Origin of the sequence: Streptomyces sp. NPDC020489 (assembly GCF_044386545.1) — a bacterium.
Classification (GTDB): domain Bacteria; phylum Actinomycetota; class Actinomycetes; order Streptomycetales; family Streptomycetaceae; genus Streptomyces.
On sequence record NZ_JBIRUZ010000019.1, the window covers coordinates 71,266 to 89,669 of the forward strand.

Consider the following 18,404-nt stretch of genomic DNA (forward strand, 5'->3'; position numbering starts at 1 on the left):
CAGCACTTACGAAAGGAAAGCACTAACGTGTAGTTAGTGCAACCCTTTGGTTGACGCCGCCTTCGAGTGCGTCCGAGGTGTGGAGATCTTGCAGAAGCGAGAAGTGCAGAATCCTCCCGTACGACGTGACCCTTCCGTACGAGGTGTTCGGCCGGTGGCTGGGGCCGTGCCGGAGCGCGTCGCGGCTGGGTTGGGTGCGAACGGGATGGGTTGGCGCCGGACCGTGTCGCGGGGATGGGGCTTTCGTCCCTGACCACGGAGTCAAGCGGCGAACACGGCGAATGACCGGGCGGACCAGTTCGCGCTCTCTGCGGCGTGGATGGACGGGGGTCCTCGCGAAAACCATTGCTACCCGGCTTGCTCCTCTGATGGGCTGACGTCCCGCCGTGAGTCTGCTGGGTGACGGAGGTAGTGGTTGTGACGGAATATGACGTGCTTGCCGAGGTGTATGAATGGCTCATCTCGGATGCAAAGTTGCCTCCCGCCGAGTTCGCTGCGTCCTTCGATGACGTCCTCAGTCTCCTGCCGTCGAACGCTCACGTCCTCGACTGTTCGTGCGGAACCGGACAGTTGGCGGTTGGCCTCGCCGGTCGTGGCATGCAGGTTGTCGCAACTGACGCCAGCGAGGCGATGGTTCGCCGGACTGCGGAGCTGTCTGAGGAGTTCGGGGCCTCCGTCCGGGCCGTACGGGCGAACTGGGAAGAGTTGTCCGATCATTTCGAGGACGACACGTTCGACATGGTGTTCTGCGTTGGCAATTCGCTGCACCATGCTGCGGGCGCGAAAGGCAGGGGTGCTGCTCTGGAGTCGATGTCACGGCTTCTGCGCCCTGGCGGGCGCTTGGTGCTCACATCCCGCACTTGGGAACTCGTGAGGGCCAGAGGTTCCCGGTTGGACATCAGGGACCGGCTCGTCCGACGAAAAGGCCGCGATGCCCTCGTGATCTACCGCTGGGAGATCGCGCCGCATTGGGAGGATGAGCACCACATCGAGATTGCGATTGCCCAAGTTGATGCGGCTGGGCTGGTTCTTGTCCGCTCGGAAGTGCTCTCTTGCTGGCCCTACCGGTACGAGGAACTCGAAGCCGAGCTGCACCGGGTCGGGCTCCGGACGGAAGTGAGCACGTTCGATCTCGAGGCCGAGAACTACATGGTGGTCGCGAGCAAGGTATAGACCCCGGACTCGCAGCCTTGGAGTAGACGGAAGCTCGCGGTGTCACAAGACGAGTCAGGCAGCGGAGGGCGAGACTTCAGGACCTAACGGCCCGTCACTCTATTCCTGGATCCTACCGACCCAGGCTAGTGGATCAATGAATCTGGGAAGTGGCGCCGGCAATGAAGGCGTTGAGGGCGTCCTGCAGCTCTTGCTCGCGTTCAGCCAGTTCCGTTCTAGTTGACGCCCTACGGATTGGGCCGATGGCGTCGAAGGCCGACGCCGCAAGTGCGACGAGCATGTCGTCTTCGGCGAGGAGCCGGACTCGGAACTGAGCATTCTCTGCGGCGGCGCCAAGTCGGTCGCACTCGGTGAAGGCGCGTCGCGTCTCGGGGCTGTCGGCATCTACCTGAAGGCGGATCCAAAGGGCAACGGTCTCTTGCTTGAGTGCCGTTACGGCTCCTGCGAAGGCGCTGTAAGTCGTCAGACGTTCCTGGCGCAGTTGCAGGGAGCGGGCGAAGAGCTCCGCTTGCGCACTGGAACGGCGCTGGAAGGTAAAGGTGATGATTGATCCCAACAGGGTTCCAGCGACAGCGATCAAGCTGGCCAGCACAACCTCCATATACACATGTCACCACGCAGACGCGCCCCGCACACCCAGCCAGGTCGACAATCCGACGTCCTGCTGACAGAAGGCACTTCGAGCCGCCACCAAGACCGCTCGCTCGTCGCCGACTCTCAGCGTGACTTGCGCCCCAGTTCGAGACCGGAGCGCGCGGGCCTACCACTCCCGAGGTCGACATCAGCAGGTCTCAGGGCGATCCACGGCGGTCACAGGTCGGCCGACGGTTGGTGATCGCCTCCGGTCAGCGCTACCCATACCGTTCCCGAAGGGCCGTACTCCACGGTGGCTTTGAGGATCCCGGCGCCGAGTTGGAAACTCCGGGCGAGGGCTGTGACGAGCGGATGCGGCGCGACCATCGGCGGCTTCCGACCGGCTGAACTTCGTACGGGAACATTCTGGCGTACTCGATCAACTACACGGCCAGGCGCTCGCTGCTCACGATGGTGCGATCGACTTCCACGAACGCGCGCAGCGTCCGTCCGGTCGGACTGACTGCGCGCGGTCGACCCTCCGCACCCCCACCGCCACCACCACCGCACCGCCACGCCCACACCACCGCGCCGCCACCGCCACCGCGGCCGTCACGCGCTGGAGCGGACGACCAGCCGGGTCGGCAGGACCAGGGGCGTGGGGTCCAGGCCATTGACCACCGAGACGAGCATGCGCGCCATCTCCCACCCCAGGGCCTCTATGGGCTGATGGACGGTCGTGAGCGGCGGGTCGGCGAACTGCGCGACGGCCAGGTCGTCGAAGCCGGCCACACAGACATCGGCGGGGACAAGCCGGCCGGCGTCGCGCAGCGTACGCAGGGCGCCCGCCGCCATGTTGTCGTTGGCGGCGAACACCCCGTCCACGTCAGGATGGTTCGCCAGCAACGCGGCCATGGAGGCGGCTCCGCTGGGCTCGGTGAAGTCGCCCTCCTGCGGCGGGAGTGGTTCGAGGCCCGCGGCCAAAAGGGCATCCCGATAGCCGCGGTACCGGGCGCGCCCGGCCTCGGTGTCCAGCCGTCCGCAGAGCGCGGCGACACGACGCCGGCCCCGGGTGATCAGGTGCTCGGTCGCCTCGCGCGCCCCGCCGACGTTGTCGACGTCGACGTACCACCGGGGAGTCGCGCCGACCGGGCGCCCGCCGAAGACCACGGGCATCTGTGCTTCCGCGGTCAGGGGCAACAGCGGGTCGTCCTCGCGCAGCGCCATCAGCATGACGCCGTCGGCTCCTCGGGACCGAAGCAGTTCCGCGACCCGTTTGCGACCCCGGTCGGAAGCGGCCAGGCACAGCATCAGATGCAGGTCGGCCTCCTCGAGGGCGGCCGACGCCCCGACGATGACCTGGGCGAAGAAGGGATCGGCGAAGATCGACGGATCTTCTCCCGAGATCACCAGGGCGGCCGCTCCCGTCTGCCGAGTGGCCAGAGCGCGGGCGCTCGGGTTGGGGACGTATCCGAGTTGCCGGACGGCCCGCTCGACGGCCTCACGTTTGGCGCGGCTGACGTGCGGGGCGTTGTTGAGCGCGCGGGAGGCCACGGAGCGGGAGACGCCGGCGCGCTCGGCCACCTCGTCGAGCGTCGGCTGCCGGCGCGGCGCATCTTCTGCCATGGATCGAGAGTCTTCCACAGGTGAGAAGGGCTGGGCGCGAATATTGGGAGCGCTTCCAGTATTGATGGCACCGCGTCTTGTCCGGCTCAAGGGCTGCGCCAGCTATTGACACCTAAACAAGCCCGCCTCACGATTGGGACCGCTTCCAGTGGGAGCGCTCCCAACTCCCATGACCCCCGCGATCCCCTGCCAGGAAACCGAGGTCTTGTGATGAGCCGCAGACTCCGCACCCTGGCGGCAGCCCTCTTGGCGCTGCCGCTGGCGCTCGCCGCCGCACCGTCCGCACATGCCGCCGACCCCACCTCCATGACGAGCGGGTTCTACGTGGACCCCAATTCCTCGGCGAAGCAGTGGGCGGCCTCCCACCCCGGCGACGGCCGGGCCTCCGCGATCAACTCCGCCATCGCCAACACCCCGATGGCCCGCTGGTTCGGCTCCTGGAGCGGCACCATCGGTACCGCCACGGGGGCGTACGTCGGCGCGGCGGACCGGGCCGACAAGCTGCCCCTCCTCGTCGCCTACAACGTCTACAACCGCGACTACTGTGGCGGCCACTCCGCCGGGGGAGCCTCCTCGCCGTCCGCCTACGCGAGCTGGATCGCCCAGTTCGCCGGCGGGATCGCGGCCCGCCCGGCTGTCGTCATCCTGGAACCGGACTCCCTCGGGGACTACGGCTGCATGACCCAGGCCCAGATCGACGAACGTGAAGCCATGCTCAGCGGTGCCCTCGCCGAGTTCAGCCGCCAGGCGCCCAACACCTGGGTCTACATGGACGCGGGCAACCCGGGCTGGACGGACGCGGCGACCATGGCCCGCCGCCTCCACGAAGCCGGTCTCCGCCAGGCCCACGGTTTCTCGCTCAACGTCTCCAACTACTTCACGACCGCCGAGAACACGGCCTTCGGCAACGCCGTGAACCGTGAACTCGGCGCGCGCTACGGCTACACCAAGCCCTTCGTCGTGGACACCAGCCGTAACGGCAACGGCTCCAACGGCCAGTGGTGCAACCCCTCGGGCCGCCGCATCGGCACACCCACCCAAAAGGGCGGAGGGGCCGAGATGCTTCTGTGGATCAAGACCCCGGGGGAGTCCGACGGCAACTGCGGCGTCGGGTCCGGCTCCAGCGCCGGCCAGTTCCTTCCCGAGGTGGCCTACAAGATGATCTACGGCTACTGACGGATCGGGGTGGGCCGGTACGGTCGCCGCACGACCGCACCCTCGGCCGGCGCGGGTGGCCACGCGGCCGTAGGCACGGTGCGAGAGCACCGCTCCGACGGCGACCGCGCCGGCACCTCCCGGCCCACCCCTCGGGGATCGAGCAGACACCGCGGCGCGCGGCGGCCTCGGCCCTTTCCGTGAACGCCCAGGCGGCCGGCGCCCTCCCGCTCGGCCAGAGCCAGCAGCAGGATCACTTCGTCGCGATTCCGTGAGGCACACGAGCAGCGACTGGAGCCACCCCCGTCCTTGGCGCCGGGGGAGGAGTCGTAACACCAGGGGTAGGACAACCCCGCACTGACCGTGCGTTCCCAGACCTCCCCGCTCACCTGTTGGGCAGGCAGCCACTCGTCAACGACCAGCGGGGTGAACGCCTGGTAGACCGTCCGTGGGACGTCTGTACGGGACCGGGCGGCCCACTGCCGTCGACGGCCACCGAATCAAGGCTGCGCCGCCTGCAACCTTTTCCCCCGTCCGACTGTCTTCTGATCATTAACCGCTCCTGGCTCTGTGGTCCCTTGGGCATCAACCGGCACAGGAGTGGTCGCAGAGAATCATCAGGAGACATTTCATGCGCATTCGCCCCGCAGCCTGCGCGGCATTTCTCGTGGCGTCCCTCGCCCCCGTCCTCACGGCTTCTCCCGCCAGCGCGGCGGCGGCCAAGTACGCGGACGACTTCAACGGCGACGGCTACCGCGACTACGCCAGCTACACCTACGAGCAGCACAGCAAGGGCGGCGGCGTCCAGATCACCTTCGGTACCGCCTCCGGACCCGGCACCCAGACCCAGGTGATCACCCAGGACAGCCCCGGCGTCCCCGGCTCCGACGAGACGGAGGACCAGTTCGGCGACGTCCGAGTGCCCGCCGACTTCAATGCCGACGGATACGGGGACCTCGCCGTGTCGGTGTCGCGCGAGGACGTCGACGGACGCACGGACGAGGGCGGCGTCGTCATCCTGTGGGGAAGCGCGACCGGCCTCTCAGGCGGCACCACGATCCCCAACGCCGGCGCCAAGGTGGCGAACGCCCGCTTCGGCCGCGACCTCGCCGCCGGCGACTTCAACGGCGACGGCAAGAAGGACCTGGCCGCGATCAGCGGGAGCAAGGTCTACGTCTACCGCAGCATCACGCGCACCGGTGTGGCAGGTTCGGTCACCAGCCACGACAAGACGACGCGATTCGCGCCCACCTCCCTGGTCTCGGGCAACATGAACGGGGACTCCAAGACCGATCTGGTCATCATCGGAATCAACGACGAGCCCAACAGCTTCGGCACGGACGCGTGGTTCATCAAGGGCGGCTCCACGCTCAGCGCGGGCAAGACCCTGCGCCTCGTCACGGACTACGGCGACCCCAGCGAGGCGGTGATCGCCGACTTCAACAAGGACGGCTACGGGGACCTCGCGGCGGGCAGCCAGATGTACAACAACTACCAGGGCCGGGTGTCCCTCTGGTACGGCTCCTCCACCGGCCCCGCCACCACTGCCCGTATCACGCAGGCCACCACCAACGTCGCCGGCACCCCGGAGTCCGGCGACTCGTTCGGCTCCTCCGTCTCGGCCGCCGACATCAACGGTGACGGCTACAAGGACCTCGCCATCGGCGTCTACGGAGAGAAGATCAGCCAGGAGACGACCGAGGGCGGCGTTCACGTCCTGCGCGGCAGCGCGAGCGGGGTCACCGGCACCAACTCCAAGTGGCTCGCCCGCAACACCGCCGGCGTCCCCGGCGACGTCGCATGGAACGACTGCTTCGGCGACGTGGTCCGCCTCCGCGACACCAACCGCGACGGCAAGGCCGACCTCTACGTCGGCGCCATCAACGGTTCGCTGCGCTTCCCGGGCACGTCGTCCGGCGTCACCACGACCGGTGTGACCGACGCCGACACCGACCTCATCTGGGGCATGCTCCAGTAGGCCCGGCCTCCCGCCCAGCTGCCCGGGCGTTGGCTCTGTTCGTAGGAGTGCGGCCGCGTCGTGGCCGCTCGCGCAGTTCCCCGCGCCCCTGAAACGGGGCTTCGCCCCTGCACCGGGCCCACTTCGGTGCAGGGGCGAAGCCCCAACAGCAACGCCGAGGGCCGTAACCATGCCGGGGGCTCGGGGCAGTGCCCTCAGTGACGGAATCCTCGGTCCGCACCTGTTGCTGCGGGGCGGTGAACTCTGGGCCGTCGTCCGGGCAGACGATCCCGGGCTCGGGCGCCGTGCAGGTATCGGCGTGAGGGGTCGGGGCGGCTCCATGGTCTGACCGTTTGGGGCCGTCATGTTGCCTCTGCGAGGAGTCCGGAGGGCTTGGAGCGAGAAAGTCTGGCCGGCGGGGCAGTCGAACCCGCCTTCGCGCCCGTCTTTACAGGGGAACGAGGGAGGGCGCATTGAACGCCGACGAGGAACGCCAGTTCCGCGAGTTCGTGGCGGCACGGTCGAGATCGCTGCTGCACACGGCCTACCTGCTCACCGGGGACTGGGAGCAGGGCCGGGACCTGCTGCAGACCGCGCTTGCCGCCACCGCTCGACGCTGGTCGAAGCTGCGCGACCGGGAGCAGCCGGAGATCTATGTGCGCCGGGCGCTGTACAACGCCCAAGTGGATCGCTTCCGGCTGCGCAGCTGGGGACGGGAGACGGTCACCGACACCTTGCCGGACCAGCCGTCCGCGCAGGGTGCCGACTGGGCCGACACCGTGGCCCAGCGGCAGGACATCATGGCGGCGCTGCGGCGGCTGCCCAAGCGTCAGCGTGCGGTGGTCGTGCTGCGCTACTTCGAGGACCGACCGGACGCGGAGATCGCCGCGATTCTGGGTGTCGCCCAGGGGACGGTCCGCAGCCAGACCCACAAGGCCCTGGCATCTCTCCGTAGCGCCCTGGCCGAGCCGGGTCAGTCGGCCGCCTCCTCCACCGCCTCCGGAAGGGGCGTCGTCGCATGAACGACTCGACCGAACACCCGCTGCACGAAACGGCCTTGCACGACGCTCTGCGCGCCCAGGTCCGGGGGAGCGGCGGGGACGTCGCCGGTGCCTATCTGGTCGGCCTAGCCGACGGCGCGTTGCGGATTGCCCGGCGGCGGCAGCGGCTGTCCCGTGCCGGTATCGGCGTCGTCGCCGCCGTCGCGGTCGCCACCGCCGGGATGGCCGTGGCGGACGCCGTGACCCCGCGCGCCCACGTAGGTCAGCCTGCCGCAGGGGTCGACACCACGAACTCCGGGAAGGCGGCCCTGATCTCCTTCCTGCCGGTCACCGCGTCCAACGAGCACGCCTGTGCCCAGGGCAGCGACGGCTACCCCGTGCCCGCGAGCGCGTCCCACCCGGAGTTCTGCGTCCAGGCCGACCGCGCCAGAGGCATGACCGACGTCCAGGTCGCTTCCGCGAAGGCCGACAAGAGCGGTGCCGACGGCACCTGGCGGGTCGAGGTGACCCTCGACTCCGCCGACCGGACGCGTTTCGCCGCCCTCACCGGGTCCGTCGCGTCGGCCCCGGTCCCACGCAACGAAATCGCCATCGTCGTCGACGGCAAGCTCTGGGGCACCCCCTCCGTGACCTCGTCGATCACCGGCGGCCGTATCGAGATCGTCGGAACCTACGCCGGAGACCTCACCGGCGCCGCCGCCCACGACCTCGCCCACCGGCTGGACCCGAACTGACAGCCGGTGCGGGTCGTGGTCGTGCCCTTGCGCTGGACTCGGCTGATGCCCGCGAGGGCATCGACACCGAGAAGTGACGCGGCGCGCGGCCAGATTGTGCGTCACCCGTGGGCCACGCGGCGGTGCTGCTGCCGTCTCGCAGTCAGCGAGTGCCCATGCCGCGGCGTCGCTTGGCGGTCTCGCGATCCAAGGAGGGGGCGAGGCCAGCGGGTCCTGAGCGGCAGACCGCTGAGAAACCGTCCTTGAACTCCGTTGGGCGTCCCCGCCGTTGATGAGTCGGGATGCTTGGCCTCCGGCCGGGTGGGGGAGACAGCTCGGTGCCCCGGGTCTGGCCTGGGGCACCGAGTTCGTTGTCTTCCGTCCCCGAGGTGAGCGGGGGTCCTGCGGGGGCGGCTACCAGCGCACCGGGAGTGAGGTGGGGCGGCGCAGCAGGGTGCCGTGGTCCCAGGGCAGGGACTGGGGGTCGGCGTCGAGGGTGAGTGTGGGAAACTCGCGGGCCAGGCGGGTGAGCAGCGTGGTGATCTCCAGGCGGGTCAGCGCGGCACCCATGCAGTGGTGCATGCCGTAGCCCAGCTGGAGGTGGCGCTTGCCCTGGCGGTCCGGGTCGATGACCTCCGGCTCGGGGAAGGCCTCCGGGTCGCGGTTGGCCGCGAAGGCGTCCGCGTAGACGACGTCGCCCTCGCGGACGAGGCCGCCGCTCGTCTCCAGGTCGCGGGTGGCGACCCGGGGGAAGGTGGAGATGGTGCCGAGCGGTATGAGCCGGAGCAGTTCCTCCACCAGCCGGGGTGCGATGTCGGGTTCGTCGACCAGCCGCTGCCACAGTCGCGGGGAGCAGAGCAGGACGTAGACGGCCTTGGTGAGGAACGACAGCACGTTCTGGTCCGCGCCGAGGACGGAGCCGAGCAGCAGGCCCACCAGTTCCTTGTCGGTGAGCGGGGGTTCTGCGCGGTCGCGTCCGGCGACGAACCGGGCGACCAGGCCGTCGGGGCTGACCGGACGGGCGCCGGTGACCAGGTCGGTGACGTAGTGGTAGATCTTCCAGAAGTGGTCGAGCAGGTGGGGGATGTCGTCGTTGGACGCCATCTGGACGGTGCGGGAGTACTGCCGGAAGTAGGCGATGTCGTCCAGCGGCAGGCCCAGGAAGTGGCAGTTGACCGTCACGGGGAAGGGGTCGAGGACGGTACGGAACAGGTCGGGGCTGTCCTGTGAGCGCAGGGCGGCGAACCGGTCGTCGATGACCGCTTCGACGGTGGGACGCAGTCGCTCCACGCCGGCGGCGCTGTAGTCGGCGGTGACGAAGCCGCGCATCCGTGCGTGGTCCGGTGTGTCGAGGTTGAGCAGCAGTTCCGGAGGCATCGTCGTGGGGAGGAAGCTGGGGCCGTCCTCGACGTTGGTGCGGGCTCGGGCGAACGTCGGGTCGGTGAGCACCTTGTGGACGTCCCGGTAGCGGGTCAGGTGCACGGCGGCGTGCCCGCTGGGCAGGGTGACCTGCGGCAGGCCACCCGCGGAGCGGTCCGGCCGCAGGGTGTAGACGGGCGATGCGTCCAGGTGGGGTATGTCCGCGACCGTGATGGCCGGGGCGGTGCTGGTGGTCATGACGAATCTCGTTTCGTCGGCGGGAAAGTCGGCGGGGAAGGAACCGTCCGGCGGTTCGGCGCGGGGCTCCGGCTGCCGTGTGCGAGGGGCCGGTGAAGTCGGCTCTCGGCCGGACACGTGTGCCGTGCGGGGCAGGCGGGGTGTCGGACGAGTTGGGCAGGCCGGTGATCTGGCGCAGTTCGTCGCAGGCTCCGGGCGTGGCGGGGCCGGTGGAGAGTCGGCCTTCGGGCCGGCCGCGTCTGCCGCGAGGCGGGCGGGGTCAGATGATGCTGGGCAGGCCGGTGACGCGGCGCAGTTCGTCGAGGGCCTGGGCGTTGTCGCGGAAGTGCACGGTCTGCCATCCCCGGGAGCGGGCGGCCTCGCAGTTCTCGGCGAGGTCGTCGATGAGGACGCAGTCGCCGGGTTCGGCTTCGGCCGTCTTCGCGGCGAGGTCGAAGATCCTGGGGTCGGGCTTGCGGACGCCGACCTTGCAGGAGTCGATGAGGCAGTCCAGCTCCCCGGCGGGTTCGATGATGGGCCGCCAGTAGGGCTCCCACTCCACTACGTTGTTCGACAGGATCCCGACGCGGAAGCCGTTGTCCCGGGCGTAGCGCAGGGCGCACACCATGAGGGGGTTGGCGACGACGCCGTCGAACCACTGCTCGCCGAAGGTCTCCAGCCGTGCGCGGGACAGGTCGATGCCGGGGTGTCTGCGGGTCAGGGCCTGGGCCAGGCGGCGGCCCCACTCCGCCTCGGTGATGACGGCGAGTTCGACGGGGGCCAGCGTCGGCATGTTCATCTCCGCCGCGACATCTCGCATGGCGGTTTTGAGCTGGTCGGGTGTGATCCCCGTCTTTCGGTGGTAGTCGTCGTACAGGTCGTCGAGGGGCGGTGAGAGAACCCCGCCGAAGTCGAACCAGATCATGGGCATGGGTGTGGGCATGCTGATGTGCTTCCTGGGGAGAGGGTGTGCTGCGCGAAGCCGCCCGGCGGCCCGGGGCCGACACGGGCGTCGACGGCGGGCGCTGCTGCTGGCGGGTTCGAGGAGATCCGCGGTCCGGGACAGCACTGGTCACGGCGGGGCCGCGGGGTGGGGGTGGAGTGCTCAGCCGACCTGGACGGCCAACGGCGCGGTCTCGGGGACGAGTCGGTGGCCGATGGGGGTGGCGCACTGAAGGCCGATCTCGGCGGTGGAGATCACTACGTCGTCCTGCGCGATCTCCATACGGAAGGTCACGCCCGGATGGTCGGGATCCTCGACCAGTTCCGCCCGGCAGATGGCCGGTATCTCGAACTCGCCGAAGCGGGTGAAGGCGGCGAGGCAGCGCATCATGGTGAGCCGGTGCGGGGACAGGCCCAGCAGTTCGTGTGCCGCGTGCAGGGCCGTTTGCCGGTACGCCTCGAAGAGCAGGGCGCCGGGGATGTGGTCCAGCGGGTGGTCGAACAGGGCGGGGTGTGACTGGTCCACCAGTACCTTGGCCACCAGTTCGCGGCCGATGACGGCCGACTCCGACAGGACGACGTTATGTGGCGAGTACCGTCCGACCGAGGCGGGAAGCAGCCGCCGGGCGGCTTGAGGCGCACGCGCCGGCTCGCTGCCGAGGCCGAGGGCGGCTCTGCCGCGTTCGCGCAGGTCAGCCCAGACCATCGGGGGCATCCACTGGATGGTCATGGTCATGGAAGCGGCGTCGCGTCCGTCCAGGGCCAGCCCCATCCGGAGCGTCACGCCGACCAGGTCGCCGCGGCGGCGCTTCTCTGCCTCGACCTCTACGACGAGCAGGGCGTGACCGGGCGTGTCCCCGATGCGGAGCGCCTCGGGGTCGAGCACCGCGAGGTCGCCGTCGTTGAAGGAGAACTTGTTGTCGGTCGGTGCGCCCAGGTGCTCGTGGGCCACCAGGATCGACGTCTGGCGGAACACCTCGAGCAGCAGCAGAGGGTCGTAGGCCGCGGGCGTGGCGAGGTGGTCGCTGTAGTAGCTGTGCACTCGGGGAAGCTGCGCCGCGACGAGGAATCTCTCGTTGGATTCACGTTTCGTGTCGGTCAGAAATACCTCACAGACGGCGGCCCGGTGGACGAGCTTTCGGGAAACCGTAGCCGAATAGGAAAGGCCGGTGAGGGTTGGCCTGGACAAGTAAATCTCCCCCTTCAGTCCTAGGTTCGATATAAATCGTACCAGCGTTGAGGCTCTTTTCCAGCCTGAATCACGGATCCCTGTGTGATCTATGCCTCGCCGCATTTGCATCGACGGGCATTGCGTGGGCCGCGGCCGTCGTCATCCGGCGGAGACCCCCGGCGCCGCAACCGTCACGGCTCCGGCCGCAGGCCCGGACGACACTGCGTTTCCGGCCGGCCGGGGGGCGCCGAACCACTTCCGCAGCGCCGACCGCACGCCGTCCTCCTCGTCCGCCGACCGGGAGCCGGCCCAGGCCACGTAGCCGTCCGGCCGCACCAGCAGGGCGCCCCACGGAAGGGGTTCCGGCGAGTGGACCCGTACGGCGTCCACGGCGTGCGCCCATCCGGCGGCCGCCCGGACGCACCCCGGGTCCACCCCGTCGAACAGCAGCAGCACGGGGCGGCCCGGGTGCAGCAGCTCGGCCACGCAGGTCTCCCGGCCGTCGGCGGTCAACGGCAGATTGGGCAGGAAGCGGCCCTCCCACGGCGAGCCGGGCGCGGAGCCGTAGACGGTCTCCTGGGCGCTGATCATGTCGCCGAGATGGGCGTTCACCTGGTCGAGGCTCAGCAGTTCGCGGAAGAGCGCGCGCAGGGGATCGGTCTGGGCGCCCGGCCGCATGAGGGCGAGCTGGGCCCGTGTGTTGTCCACGACTCGCTGCCCGGCCGGATGCCGTTCCTCGTGGTAGGAGTCGAGCAGGCCCGGCCCCGCGTGTCCGCGGAGGGTCGCGGCCAGCTTCCAGCCGAGGTTCATGGCGTCCTGGAGGCCGAGGTTGAGTCCCTGTCCGCCCACCGGGAAGTGCACGTGGGCGGCGTCCCCGGCGAGGAAGACCCGCCGGTCCCGGTACTGCCGGGTCAGCCGCGTGTAATCGCTGAACCGGCTGGTGAAGACGGCGTCGGCCATCGGGATGTCCTGCCCCGCGATGCGGCTCGCGGTGGCACGCAGTTCGTCCAGGCCCACGGGCGTGTGCCGGTCGGTGTGCGGCCCGGAGAAATCGAAGGTGATCACACGGCTGTACCCGAAGGGATTGACGTTGATCACCGTCCATCCGCGGGGCGTCAGGTGCCATCCCGGCGGGGTGCCGGTCGGGTCCAGCAGGCGGACCTGCCCGAGCAGGGCCGCCACGGTCGGCGGGTGGTCGTCGCTGGGGATGCCGGCCAGCCGCCGTACCGCGCTGCGGGCCCCGTCCGCGCCCACGGCGTAGTCGGCGGTGACGACGACCCGCCCGCCATTGGCCTGCTCGGCGGTGATCTCCACCAGGTCGGCGGTCTGGGACAGAGCGACGACCCGGTGGCCCCGCCGGATCGAGACCCCGAGCTCCCGCGCACGCCGCTCGAACGCCCGCTCGAGGTCGGCCTGGGTTCGTCCGGCGATGGGGGTGCCCTCGACGGCGGGAGCCGTGATCGTCAGGCCGGGCATGCCGGCGAAGTGGAAGGCGTCGGCGGTGAGCTGGTCCAGACGCCCGCCGCGCCGCGCGGGCAGGTGGCCGCGCCGGGCGAGGGACTGGACGGTGCGCGCGTGCAGGGTTCCCGCCTTGGGCTGGTCCACCGTCGCGGCGTTGCTCTCCAGGACCACCGTGCTGATCCCGTGCAGGCCCAGTTCGGTCGCGAGCAGCATCCCTACGGGGCCGCCTCCCACGACGGCGACACCGTAGTGCTGTGTCGAGGACATGATTGACTCCTTCGAAGGCCGCCGGTCAGCCCGCTGCCTGTGATCCGGTCGCGGCCAACGGCTCGCGTCCGTCCCGGCTGGCGCGCACCAGCGCGCCGATGACCAGGAACAGGACGAGGCAGATGCCGGTCAGGACCCACAGGATGGTGTGGAACGCCGAGTCGTAGGACCGCACCAGGAAGTCGGTGAAGTCGCCGCGCGACGAGGCGTCCACCGCGGAGGCGGGACCGGTCAGGTTGCCGCCGGCGACCTCGTTGGCCACGGTCGCCGGGCCCCCGGCGCCGGGGAAGTCGCCGATGCCGTCACGCATCCGCGATGCCAGCACCGTGGCCAGCAGTGATCCGTAGATCGCGACGGCGATCGCCTCGCTGCCCAGGCGGAGCGTGTTGAGGAAGCCGGCCGCCATGCCGGCCTTCTCCGGCGCGACGATCTCCAGCGCCTGGCCGTCCACCAGCCCCGCGGACAGCCCCATTCCGGCACCGGTGACGAGCATCGGCACGGCGACGACCATGAGGGCCACGTTCTGCCCGAAGAGGGTGAGCGTGGCGTCTCCCACCACGAGGCAGCCCAGGCTGACGTAGATCAGTGTGAGGGCCGAGACACCGCGGGCGACCAGCTTGGCGGCGAGCATCGGGCAGGCGAAGACCGGCAGGGTGAGCAGCACCATGATCAGTCCGGCGGTGCCGCTGCTGTAGCCGCCCACCGCGGTCAGGTAGCTCGGCAGGTAGGTCAGCATCGTCACGAAGCCGAAGGACGCGGCGACCGGTACGAGGCACAGTGCGAGGTAGCGGCCGTTGGCCAGCACGCTCAGGTCGAGCATGGGGTGGTCGCGGCGCTTCTCGACGGCGGTGAAGACGGCGAGAGCCACCAGGGTCCCGGCGAACAGCGAGAGCACGCCGGCACTGGCCCAGCCCCACTGCGACCCCTGCACGATCGCCGTGGTGAGCAGCAGCATCGCGAGGATGAACAGGACGCTGCCGAGCACGTCGATGCGGGCGCCCGCGCGGCGCGGCTCGGTGGTCCGACGGGCGATGACCGGCAGGGCGAGGAGCACCAGCCCGAGGGCGAGGGTGTGCAGCGCGAAGACCCAGCGCCAGCCCACACCCTGCACCAGCGCACCGGAGAGCGACGGCCCGATGCCGACACCGATGCCGGCGACGGTGCCGAAGAGGGCGAACGCCTTCCCGCGCGCCGGGCCGTCGAAGACGGTGGACAGGATGGCGCTGCCGCAGGAGAAGATCGCCGCGCCCCCGATCCCGGCCATGGCCCGGGCGACGTCCAGCATGATCACGTTGCTTGCGAGGGCGCTGACCAGTGAGCCCACGGCGTAGATCCCCGCGCCCAGGCCGAAGGCCCGCACGCGGCCGATGATGTCGGCGACCGAGCCCCACGCGAGGGTGAAGCAGGCGAAGGCCACGTTGAACGCGTTGACGACCCACTGCAGCGGTACGAGGGTCGCGTGCGTGTCCGCGCCGATGTCGGGCAGGGCGACCGCGGTGCCCGAGATGGACGTCGGTACGACGAAGACGGCGAGCAGGACGATCAGCAGCGTCAGCGTCTGCCGGGGCGTGGCCCCCGCCCCCGCGGACTGGCCGGGCTCGGCGGCGCCTGCGGCGCCGCCTCCGGCGGGCGAGGGTTCAGTCTGTGTGGACAATGATCGCTCCGTATGAGTCTGGCGGACGAACCGAGGTTCGCTTTTGACCGAACCTTACGCTGCCACGACCGCCAGGTACGATGCAACTAGAACCTAATCGCGCTCGACCACCGACGGTCGACCCGCCCGTACGATTCCCTGACCTGCGGTGCGCCCGCATCGACCGAAGGAGTTCACGCGATGCCCGACTCAGAGGGGCACCCCTCATGTGAGGAGATGGACCTGCGGACCGTCCTGCACGCCCTGTCCGATCGCCTGCGCTACGAGGTCATCTCGACGCTCGCCTGGGAACCTGAGGGCACCGAGCGGCACTGCACGTCGTTCGGCCTGCCGGTGACCAAGTCCACCCGGAGTCACCACTTCCGCATCCTGCGCGAGGCGGGCCTGATCCGTCAGGTCGACCGGGGCAACAGCCGGATGGCACAACTGCGCAAAGCCGATCTTGAAGCCCGTTTCCCTGGACTTCTCGACCTCATCAAGAAGAATCCGGCACCTCCGCGCGAACACTGACGAGCGCGCGTCGCAGGGGCGGGATGACGCCTGCCCTGCGATCCCTTTCCGCGCTTCTGCATATTCGCGGCATGCGGCCACGGTTACGCACGCATAACCCGTGCGACAAATGACTGTAGCATGCACTTTGATGCGTGGCTGGTTTTGGGTGCCGCTTGGCGAATATTTTTCCGTCGATACCGGGCATCATCTTTTCGGTGATCTCGGGGATATTCGACTGGGGTGCGTCATTGGGATCCATGTGTCCCTGAGGGGTCGTTTTCTCCCTTTGTTTCATCCAGCAGCGCGGGATGCCAGGCCGGAGATCGCTGAGCAGGCCGGGTCTGGTGTCGCCCTGCTGCCCGCACCCGAGCGCCCTCGGACAGTGGCGCGGCCAATGTCCCGGACGCGCCCGCTGACGGCGTACTGCCGTTTGCCGGGCGTTTTGATCATGATGGCCGCTCGGATCTTGCCATCGTCGCCACCATCCGCTCCAGTCGGGCCAGCCGGGTCTTCTCGGTGCGGGCGGTGACCAGGCGGAAGTACAGGGCGAACTGGTCGGACTTGCTGAGCGTCGCGTAGAACGCCCGTGCCGTCGGGTTCGCGTCCAGCGCCTCGACGAGATCCGGCGGGGCGGTGGCATTCTTCTGCGAGGCGTATGCCCTCTCCCAGCGGCCGTCGGCTCGCGCCGCCTCGATCTCGGCGAGGCCGCGGGGGCGCATCCGGCCTGCAGCGATGAGGGCCTCGGCCTTGTCGACGTTCACCTGCGACCAGGCGGATTGGGGACGGCGGGGTGTCGTGCGCTGCAGGAAGTACGTGTCGTCAAAGCCGCGCCGCAGACCATCGATCCAGCCGAAGCAGAGCACCGTGTCGACCATCTCTTCCCAGGTGAGCGACGGGATGCCGGTGTGCTTCTTGGCGATCTTCACCCAGAGCGCGGTGCGTTCACCGTGATGCGCTTCGAGCCAGGCCTCAAGTTCGGCCGGGCTCGCGGGGACAAGGATCTCGACGCCGTCCTCGTACTTCTGCATAAACCGCAGACTAGAGGCCCTGTAGGACAGTTACTGACCTACTTGAGCGCACCGTTAAGGTGACCCGCTCAAGCGGCCGCCGCAGGCGACTGGACCGACCACTACCTGACGAGCTTCGCCCTGCTGCAGCCGGTGTTACGGCATGTCAGCTCTCGTTGACCGACTGAGAGTTGGCCGAAACGTGGACGCTGATCGTCTGCTCTGCGATGGTGTGGCGATGTCCGAGGGGGAGCGGGAAACACTGGCCGTCGCGCTGGACCACGCATGGCGCTGGTACGAGAACCGGCGTGGCCGTGCGGTGTTGTTCCTTCAGATTCTCGTGTTGTGGCTGGCCATCCTCGGCACCGCCTACGGTGTCGCCGTGCAGGCCAGGCAATACGGACTTGCCGGCGCTATGGGCGTGATCGCGGCGGTCGCCGTGGCGGTAACCGATCTGGAGACCTCCAGGCTGCGCACTTCCGCGCAGCTTGCCGCCGAAGCGGTTACTGAGCTCCAGGGTCGTCTCGCCGATGCACTGAACCTGGAGGCGATGCGGCTCAACCAGCGTGAACAGGCTGGACGCCCTCCGACGCCGACCTTACTGGGCTTGGATTCGGGCCGATGGGTGGCGTTCGTCAGCATTGCCGTGGCGCTCGCGGGCGCCCTGTACACGTGGCTGGCCCTGCCGTAGCGACCGGGCCGCCACCACATTCCACAGGCCGAGGAGGCCCGGGCGAGCTGCGCGCAAGCAACTCGTCCGGCAGTTGCGGGGACGCCGAGCGTTGGTCAACCCGTCGCATACCGACAGCATCACCGAGTTGACCCGCTCGCCGATCGTGATGCAGGTCAGTCAGTCGCTGGAGCCCGGGCCATAGAGCGCAGCGATGTCCTTGGACGTCGCCCAGCGGCTGTAGGTGGGCGACTGGGGCCAGCCGTCGGGGGAGTCCTGCCACTCCTCCTGCCGTCCGTACGGCAGCACGTCGATCAGCGGAAAGGTGTGACTGAGCTGTTCGGTGCCTCTGCCGTTGGTGTGCCAGGTGCGATAGACGGTGTCGCCGTCGCGCAGGAACACGTTGACCGCGAATCCCGCGTCGGGCGGTGCGCCGACGTCGGCCCCGAAGGAGCTGTTGGCAGTCGAGTACCACGTCATCTGGTTGCCGACTCGCTGCCGGTAGGCGAGTGCCTCTTTGATCGGGCCCTGGGTGACGATGACGAATCGCGCATCGTAGTTGTCCAGGAACTCCAGGCGGGTGTACTGCGAGGTGAACCCCGTGCAGCCCGGGCACTGCCATTCCTTGCCGGCGAACCACATGTGGTTGTAGACGATCAGTTGCCTCTTGCCTTCGAAGACGTCCGCCAGCCGAACGGGGCCGTTCTCGCCCTCCAGGGTGTAGTCGGGCATCTCGACCATCGGCAGACGACGACGTTCGGCGGCGATGGCGTCCAGCTCCCGCGTCGCGGCCTTCTCCCGGGCACGCAGCGCCTCGAGTTGGCGCTCCCAGGTCGCGGCGTCGACGACGGGTGGTAGTGCGTGGGTGGTCATGGTCCCTCACAGAATCGTGTGCAGATCTCGCTCGTGCAGAGGTAGACCCCGCCGGGGCCCGGAACTCATCGGC

16 protein-coding genes are annotated in these 18,404 nt (G+C 69.1%); 7 read left to right on the forward strand and 9 right to left on the reverse strand.

Annotated elements, in window-relative coordinates:
* Window positions 1–417: 417 nt before the first annotated feature.
* Window positions 418–1,173, forward strand: coding sequence for a methyltransferase domain-containing protein (locus tag ACH41F_RS36960; protein WP_391231561.1), 756 nt, complete (start codon window positions 418–420; stop codon window positions 1,171–1,173).
* 133 nt (window positions 1,174–1,306) lie between these two features.
* On the opposite strand, the gene ACH41F_RS36965 is transcribed toward ACH41F_RS36960, so the two are convergent.
* Both ACH41F_RS36965 and ACH41F_RS36970 read right to left on the reverse strand, forming a co-directional pair.
* On the reverse strand, window positions 1,307–1,774 hold the full coding sequence (locus ACH41F_RS36965) for a hypothetical protein (protein ID WP_398839472.1): 468 nt from the start codon (window positions 1,772–1,774) through the stop codon (window positions 1,307–1,309).
* A 584-nt stretch (window positions 1,775–2,358) separates the two neighbouring features.
* Complete coding sequence (locus ACH41F_RS36970; protein ID WP_398839473.1) at window positions 2,359–3,372, reverse strand: LacI family DNA-binding transcriptional regulator; 1,014 nt, start codon at window positions 3,370–3,372, stop codon at window positions 2,359–2,361.
* Between the two features lie 210 nt (window positions 3,373–3,582).
* Here ACH41F_RS36970 and ACH41F_RS36975 point away from each other — a divergent pair, with 210 nt between their 5' ends.
* The 4 genes from ACH41F_RS36975 to ACH41F_RS36990 all read left to right on the forward strand — a co-directional run bounded on the left by ACH41F_RS36975 (window position 3,583) and on the right by ACH41F_RS36990 (window position 8,219).
* A complete protein-coding gene (locus ACH41F_RS36975; RefSeq protein ID WP_391231399.1) occupies window positions 3,583–4,548 on the forward strand; it encodes a glycoside hydrolase family 6 protein in 966 nt (321 codons plus the stop codon).
* 610 nt (window positions 4,549–5,158) lie between these two features.
* On the forward strand, window positions 5,159–6,505 hold the full coding sequence (locus ACH41F_RS36980; RefSeq protein WP_398839474.1) for an FG-GAP and VCBS repeat-containing protein: 1,347 nt from the start codon (window positions 5,159–5,161) through the stop codon (window positions 6,503–6,505).
* Window positions 6,506–6,957: 452 nt separating this feature from the next.
* Window positions 6,958–7,506, forward strand: a complete 549-nt coding sequence (locus ACH41F_RS36985) for a SigE family RNA polymerase sigma factor (RefSeq protein ID WP_391231402.1) — start codon at window positions 6,958–6,960, stop codon at window positions 7,504–7,506.
* Complete coding sequence (locus ACH41F_RS36990; RefSeq protein WP_398839475.1) at window positions 7,503–8,219, forward strand: SecDF P1 head subdomain-containing protein; 717 nt, start codon at window positions 7,503–7,505, stop codon at window positions 8,217–8,219. Before ACH41F_RS36985 ends, ACH41F_RS36990 begins: the two co-directional genes overlap by 4 nt.
* A 393-nt stretch (window positions 8,220–8,612) precedes the next feature.
* On the opposite strand, the gene ACH41F_RS36995 is transcribed toward ACH41F_RS36990, so the two are convergent.
* The 5 genes from ACH41F_RS36995 to ACH41F_RS37015 form a co-directional block, all read right to left on the reverse strand.
* The gene (locus ACH41F_RS36995; RefSeq protein WP_398839476.1) at window positions 8,613–9,815 is read right to left on the reverse strand and encodes a cytochrome P450; all 1,203 of its coding nucleotides are present in this window, start codon (window positions 9,813–9,815) and stop codon (window positions 8,613–8,615) included.
* Between the two features lie 259 nt (window positions 9,816–10,074).
* A complete protein-coding gene (locus ACH41F_RS37000) occupies window positions 10,075–10,737 on the reverse strand; it encodes an HAD family hydrolase (RefSeq protein WP_398839477.1) in 663 nt (220 codons plus the stop codon).
* Between the two features lie 162 nt (window positions 10,738–10,899).
* Window positions 10,900–11,925 carry a ScbA/BarX family gamma-butyrolactone biosynthesis protein gene (locus ACH41F_RS37005; protein WP_391231407.1) on the reverse strand — a complete coding sequence of 342 codons (1,026 nt, stop codon included), beginning with the start codon at window positions 11,923–11,925 and terminating at the stop codon, window positions 10,900–10,902.
* A gap of 141 nt (window positions 11,926–12,066) precedes the next feature.
* Window positions 12,067–13,635 (reverse strand): FAD-dependent monooxygenase, encoded by a 1,569-nt coding sequence (locus ACH41F_RS37010; RefSeq protein WP_398839478.1) that lies wholly within the window; start codon window positions 13,633–13,635, stop codon window positions 12,067–12,069.
* A gap of 25 nt (window positions 13,636–13,660) precedes the next feature.
* Window positions 13,661–15,289, reverse strand: coding sequence for an MFS transporter (locus tag ACH41F_RS37015; protein WP_398839479.1), 1,629 nt, complete (start codon window positions 15,287–15,289; stop codon window positions 13,661–13,663).
* A gap of 180 nt (window positions 15,290–15,469) precedes the next feature.
* On the opposite strand from ACH41F_RS37015, the gene ACH41F_RS37020 reads away from it, so the two are divergent.
* Window positions 15,470–15,799, forward strand: coding sequence for an ArsR/SmtB family transcription factor (locus tag ACH41F_RS37020; protein ID WP_391231413.1), 330 nt, complete (start codon window positions 15,470–15,472; stop codon window positions 15,797–15,799).
* A 428-nt stretch (window positions 15,800–16,227) separates the two neighbouring features.
* Here ACH41F_RS37020 and ACH41F_RS37025 read toward each other — a convergent pair whose 3' ends face one another.
* Entirely contained in the window at window positions 16,228–16,809 is a 582-nt protein-coding gene (locus tag ACH41F_RS37025; protein ID WP_398839480.1) for a YdeI family protein, read from the reverse strand.
* 181 nt (window positions 16,810–16,990) lie between these two features.
* Between ACH41F_RS37025 and ACH41F_RS37030 the strand changes: the two genes are divergently transcribed.
* A complete protein-coding gene (locus tag ACH41F_RS37030) occupies window positions 16,991–17,479 on the forward strand; it encodes a hypothetical protein (protein WP_398839481.1) in 489 nt (162 codons plus the stop codon).
* A gap of 159 nt (window positions 17,480–17,638) precedes the next feature.
* Here the strand turns inward: ACH41F_RS37030 and ACH41F_RS37035 are convergent, their stop codons facing one another.
* Window positions 17,639–18,331, reverse strand: a complete 693-nt coding sequence (locus tag ACH41F_RS37035; RefSeq protein WP_391231417.1) for a DUF899 family protein — start codon at window positions 18,329–18,331, stop codon at window positions 17,639–17,641.
* Between the last annotated feature and the right edge of the window lie 73 nt (window positions 18,332–18,404).

Excerpts from the sequence above, each read along its gene's own strand:
- ACH41F_RS36965 (WP_398839472.1), bottom strand. The coding sequence starts at position 1,774 with ATGGAGGTTGTGCTGGCCAGCTTGATCGCTGTCGCTGGAACCCTGTTG.
- ACH41F_RS36970 (WP_398839473.1), bottom strand. The coding sequence starts at position 3,372 with ATGGCAGAAGATGCGCCGCGCCGGCAGCCGACGCTCGACGAGGTGGCC.
- ACH41F_RS36975 (WP_391231399.1), top strand. The coding sequence starts at position 3,583 with ATGAGCCGCAGACTCCGCACCCTGGCGGCAGCCCTCTTGGCGCTGCCG.
- ACH41F_RS36980 (WP_398839474.1), top strand. The coding sequence starts at position 5,159 with ATGCGCATTCGCCCCGCAGCCTGCGCGGCATTTCTCGTGGCGTCCCTC.
- ACH41F_RS36990 (WP_398839475.1), top strand. The coding sequence starts at position 7,503 with ATGAACGACTCGACCGAACACCCGCTGCACGAAACGGCCTTGCACGAC.
- ACH41F_RS36995 (WP_398839476.1), bottom strand. The coding sequence starts at position 9,815 with ATGACCACCAGCACCGCCCCGGCCATCACGGTCGCGGACATACCCCAC.
- ACH41F_RS37000 (WP_398839477.1), bottom strand. The coding sequence starts at position 10,737 with ATGCCCACACCCATGCCCATGATCTGGTTCGACTTCGGCGGGGTTCTC.
- ACH41F_RS37010 (WP_398839478.1), bottom strand. The coding sequence starts at position 13,635 with ATGTCCTCGACACAGCACTACGGTGTCGCCGTCGTGGGAGGCGGCCCC.
- ACH41F_RS37020 (WP_391231413.1), top strand. The coding sequence starts at position 15,470 with ATGCCCGACTCAGAGGGGCACCCCTCATGTGAGGAGATGGACCTGCGG.
- ACH41F_RS37025 (WP_398839480.1), bottom strand. The coding sequence starts at position 16,809 with ATGCAGAAGTACGAGGACGGCGTCGAGATCCTTGTCCCCGCGAGCCCG.
- ACH41F_RS37035 (WP_391231417.1), bottom strand. The coding sequence starts at position 18,331 with ATGACCACCCACGCACTACCACCCGTCGTCGACGCCGCGACCTGGGAG.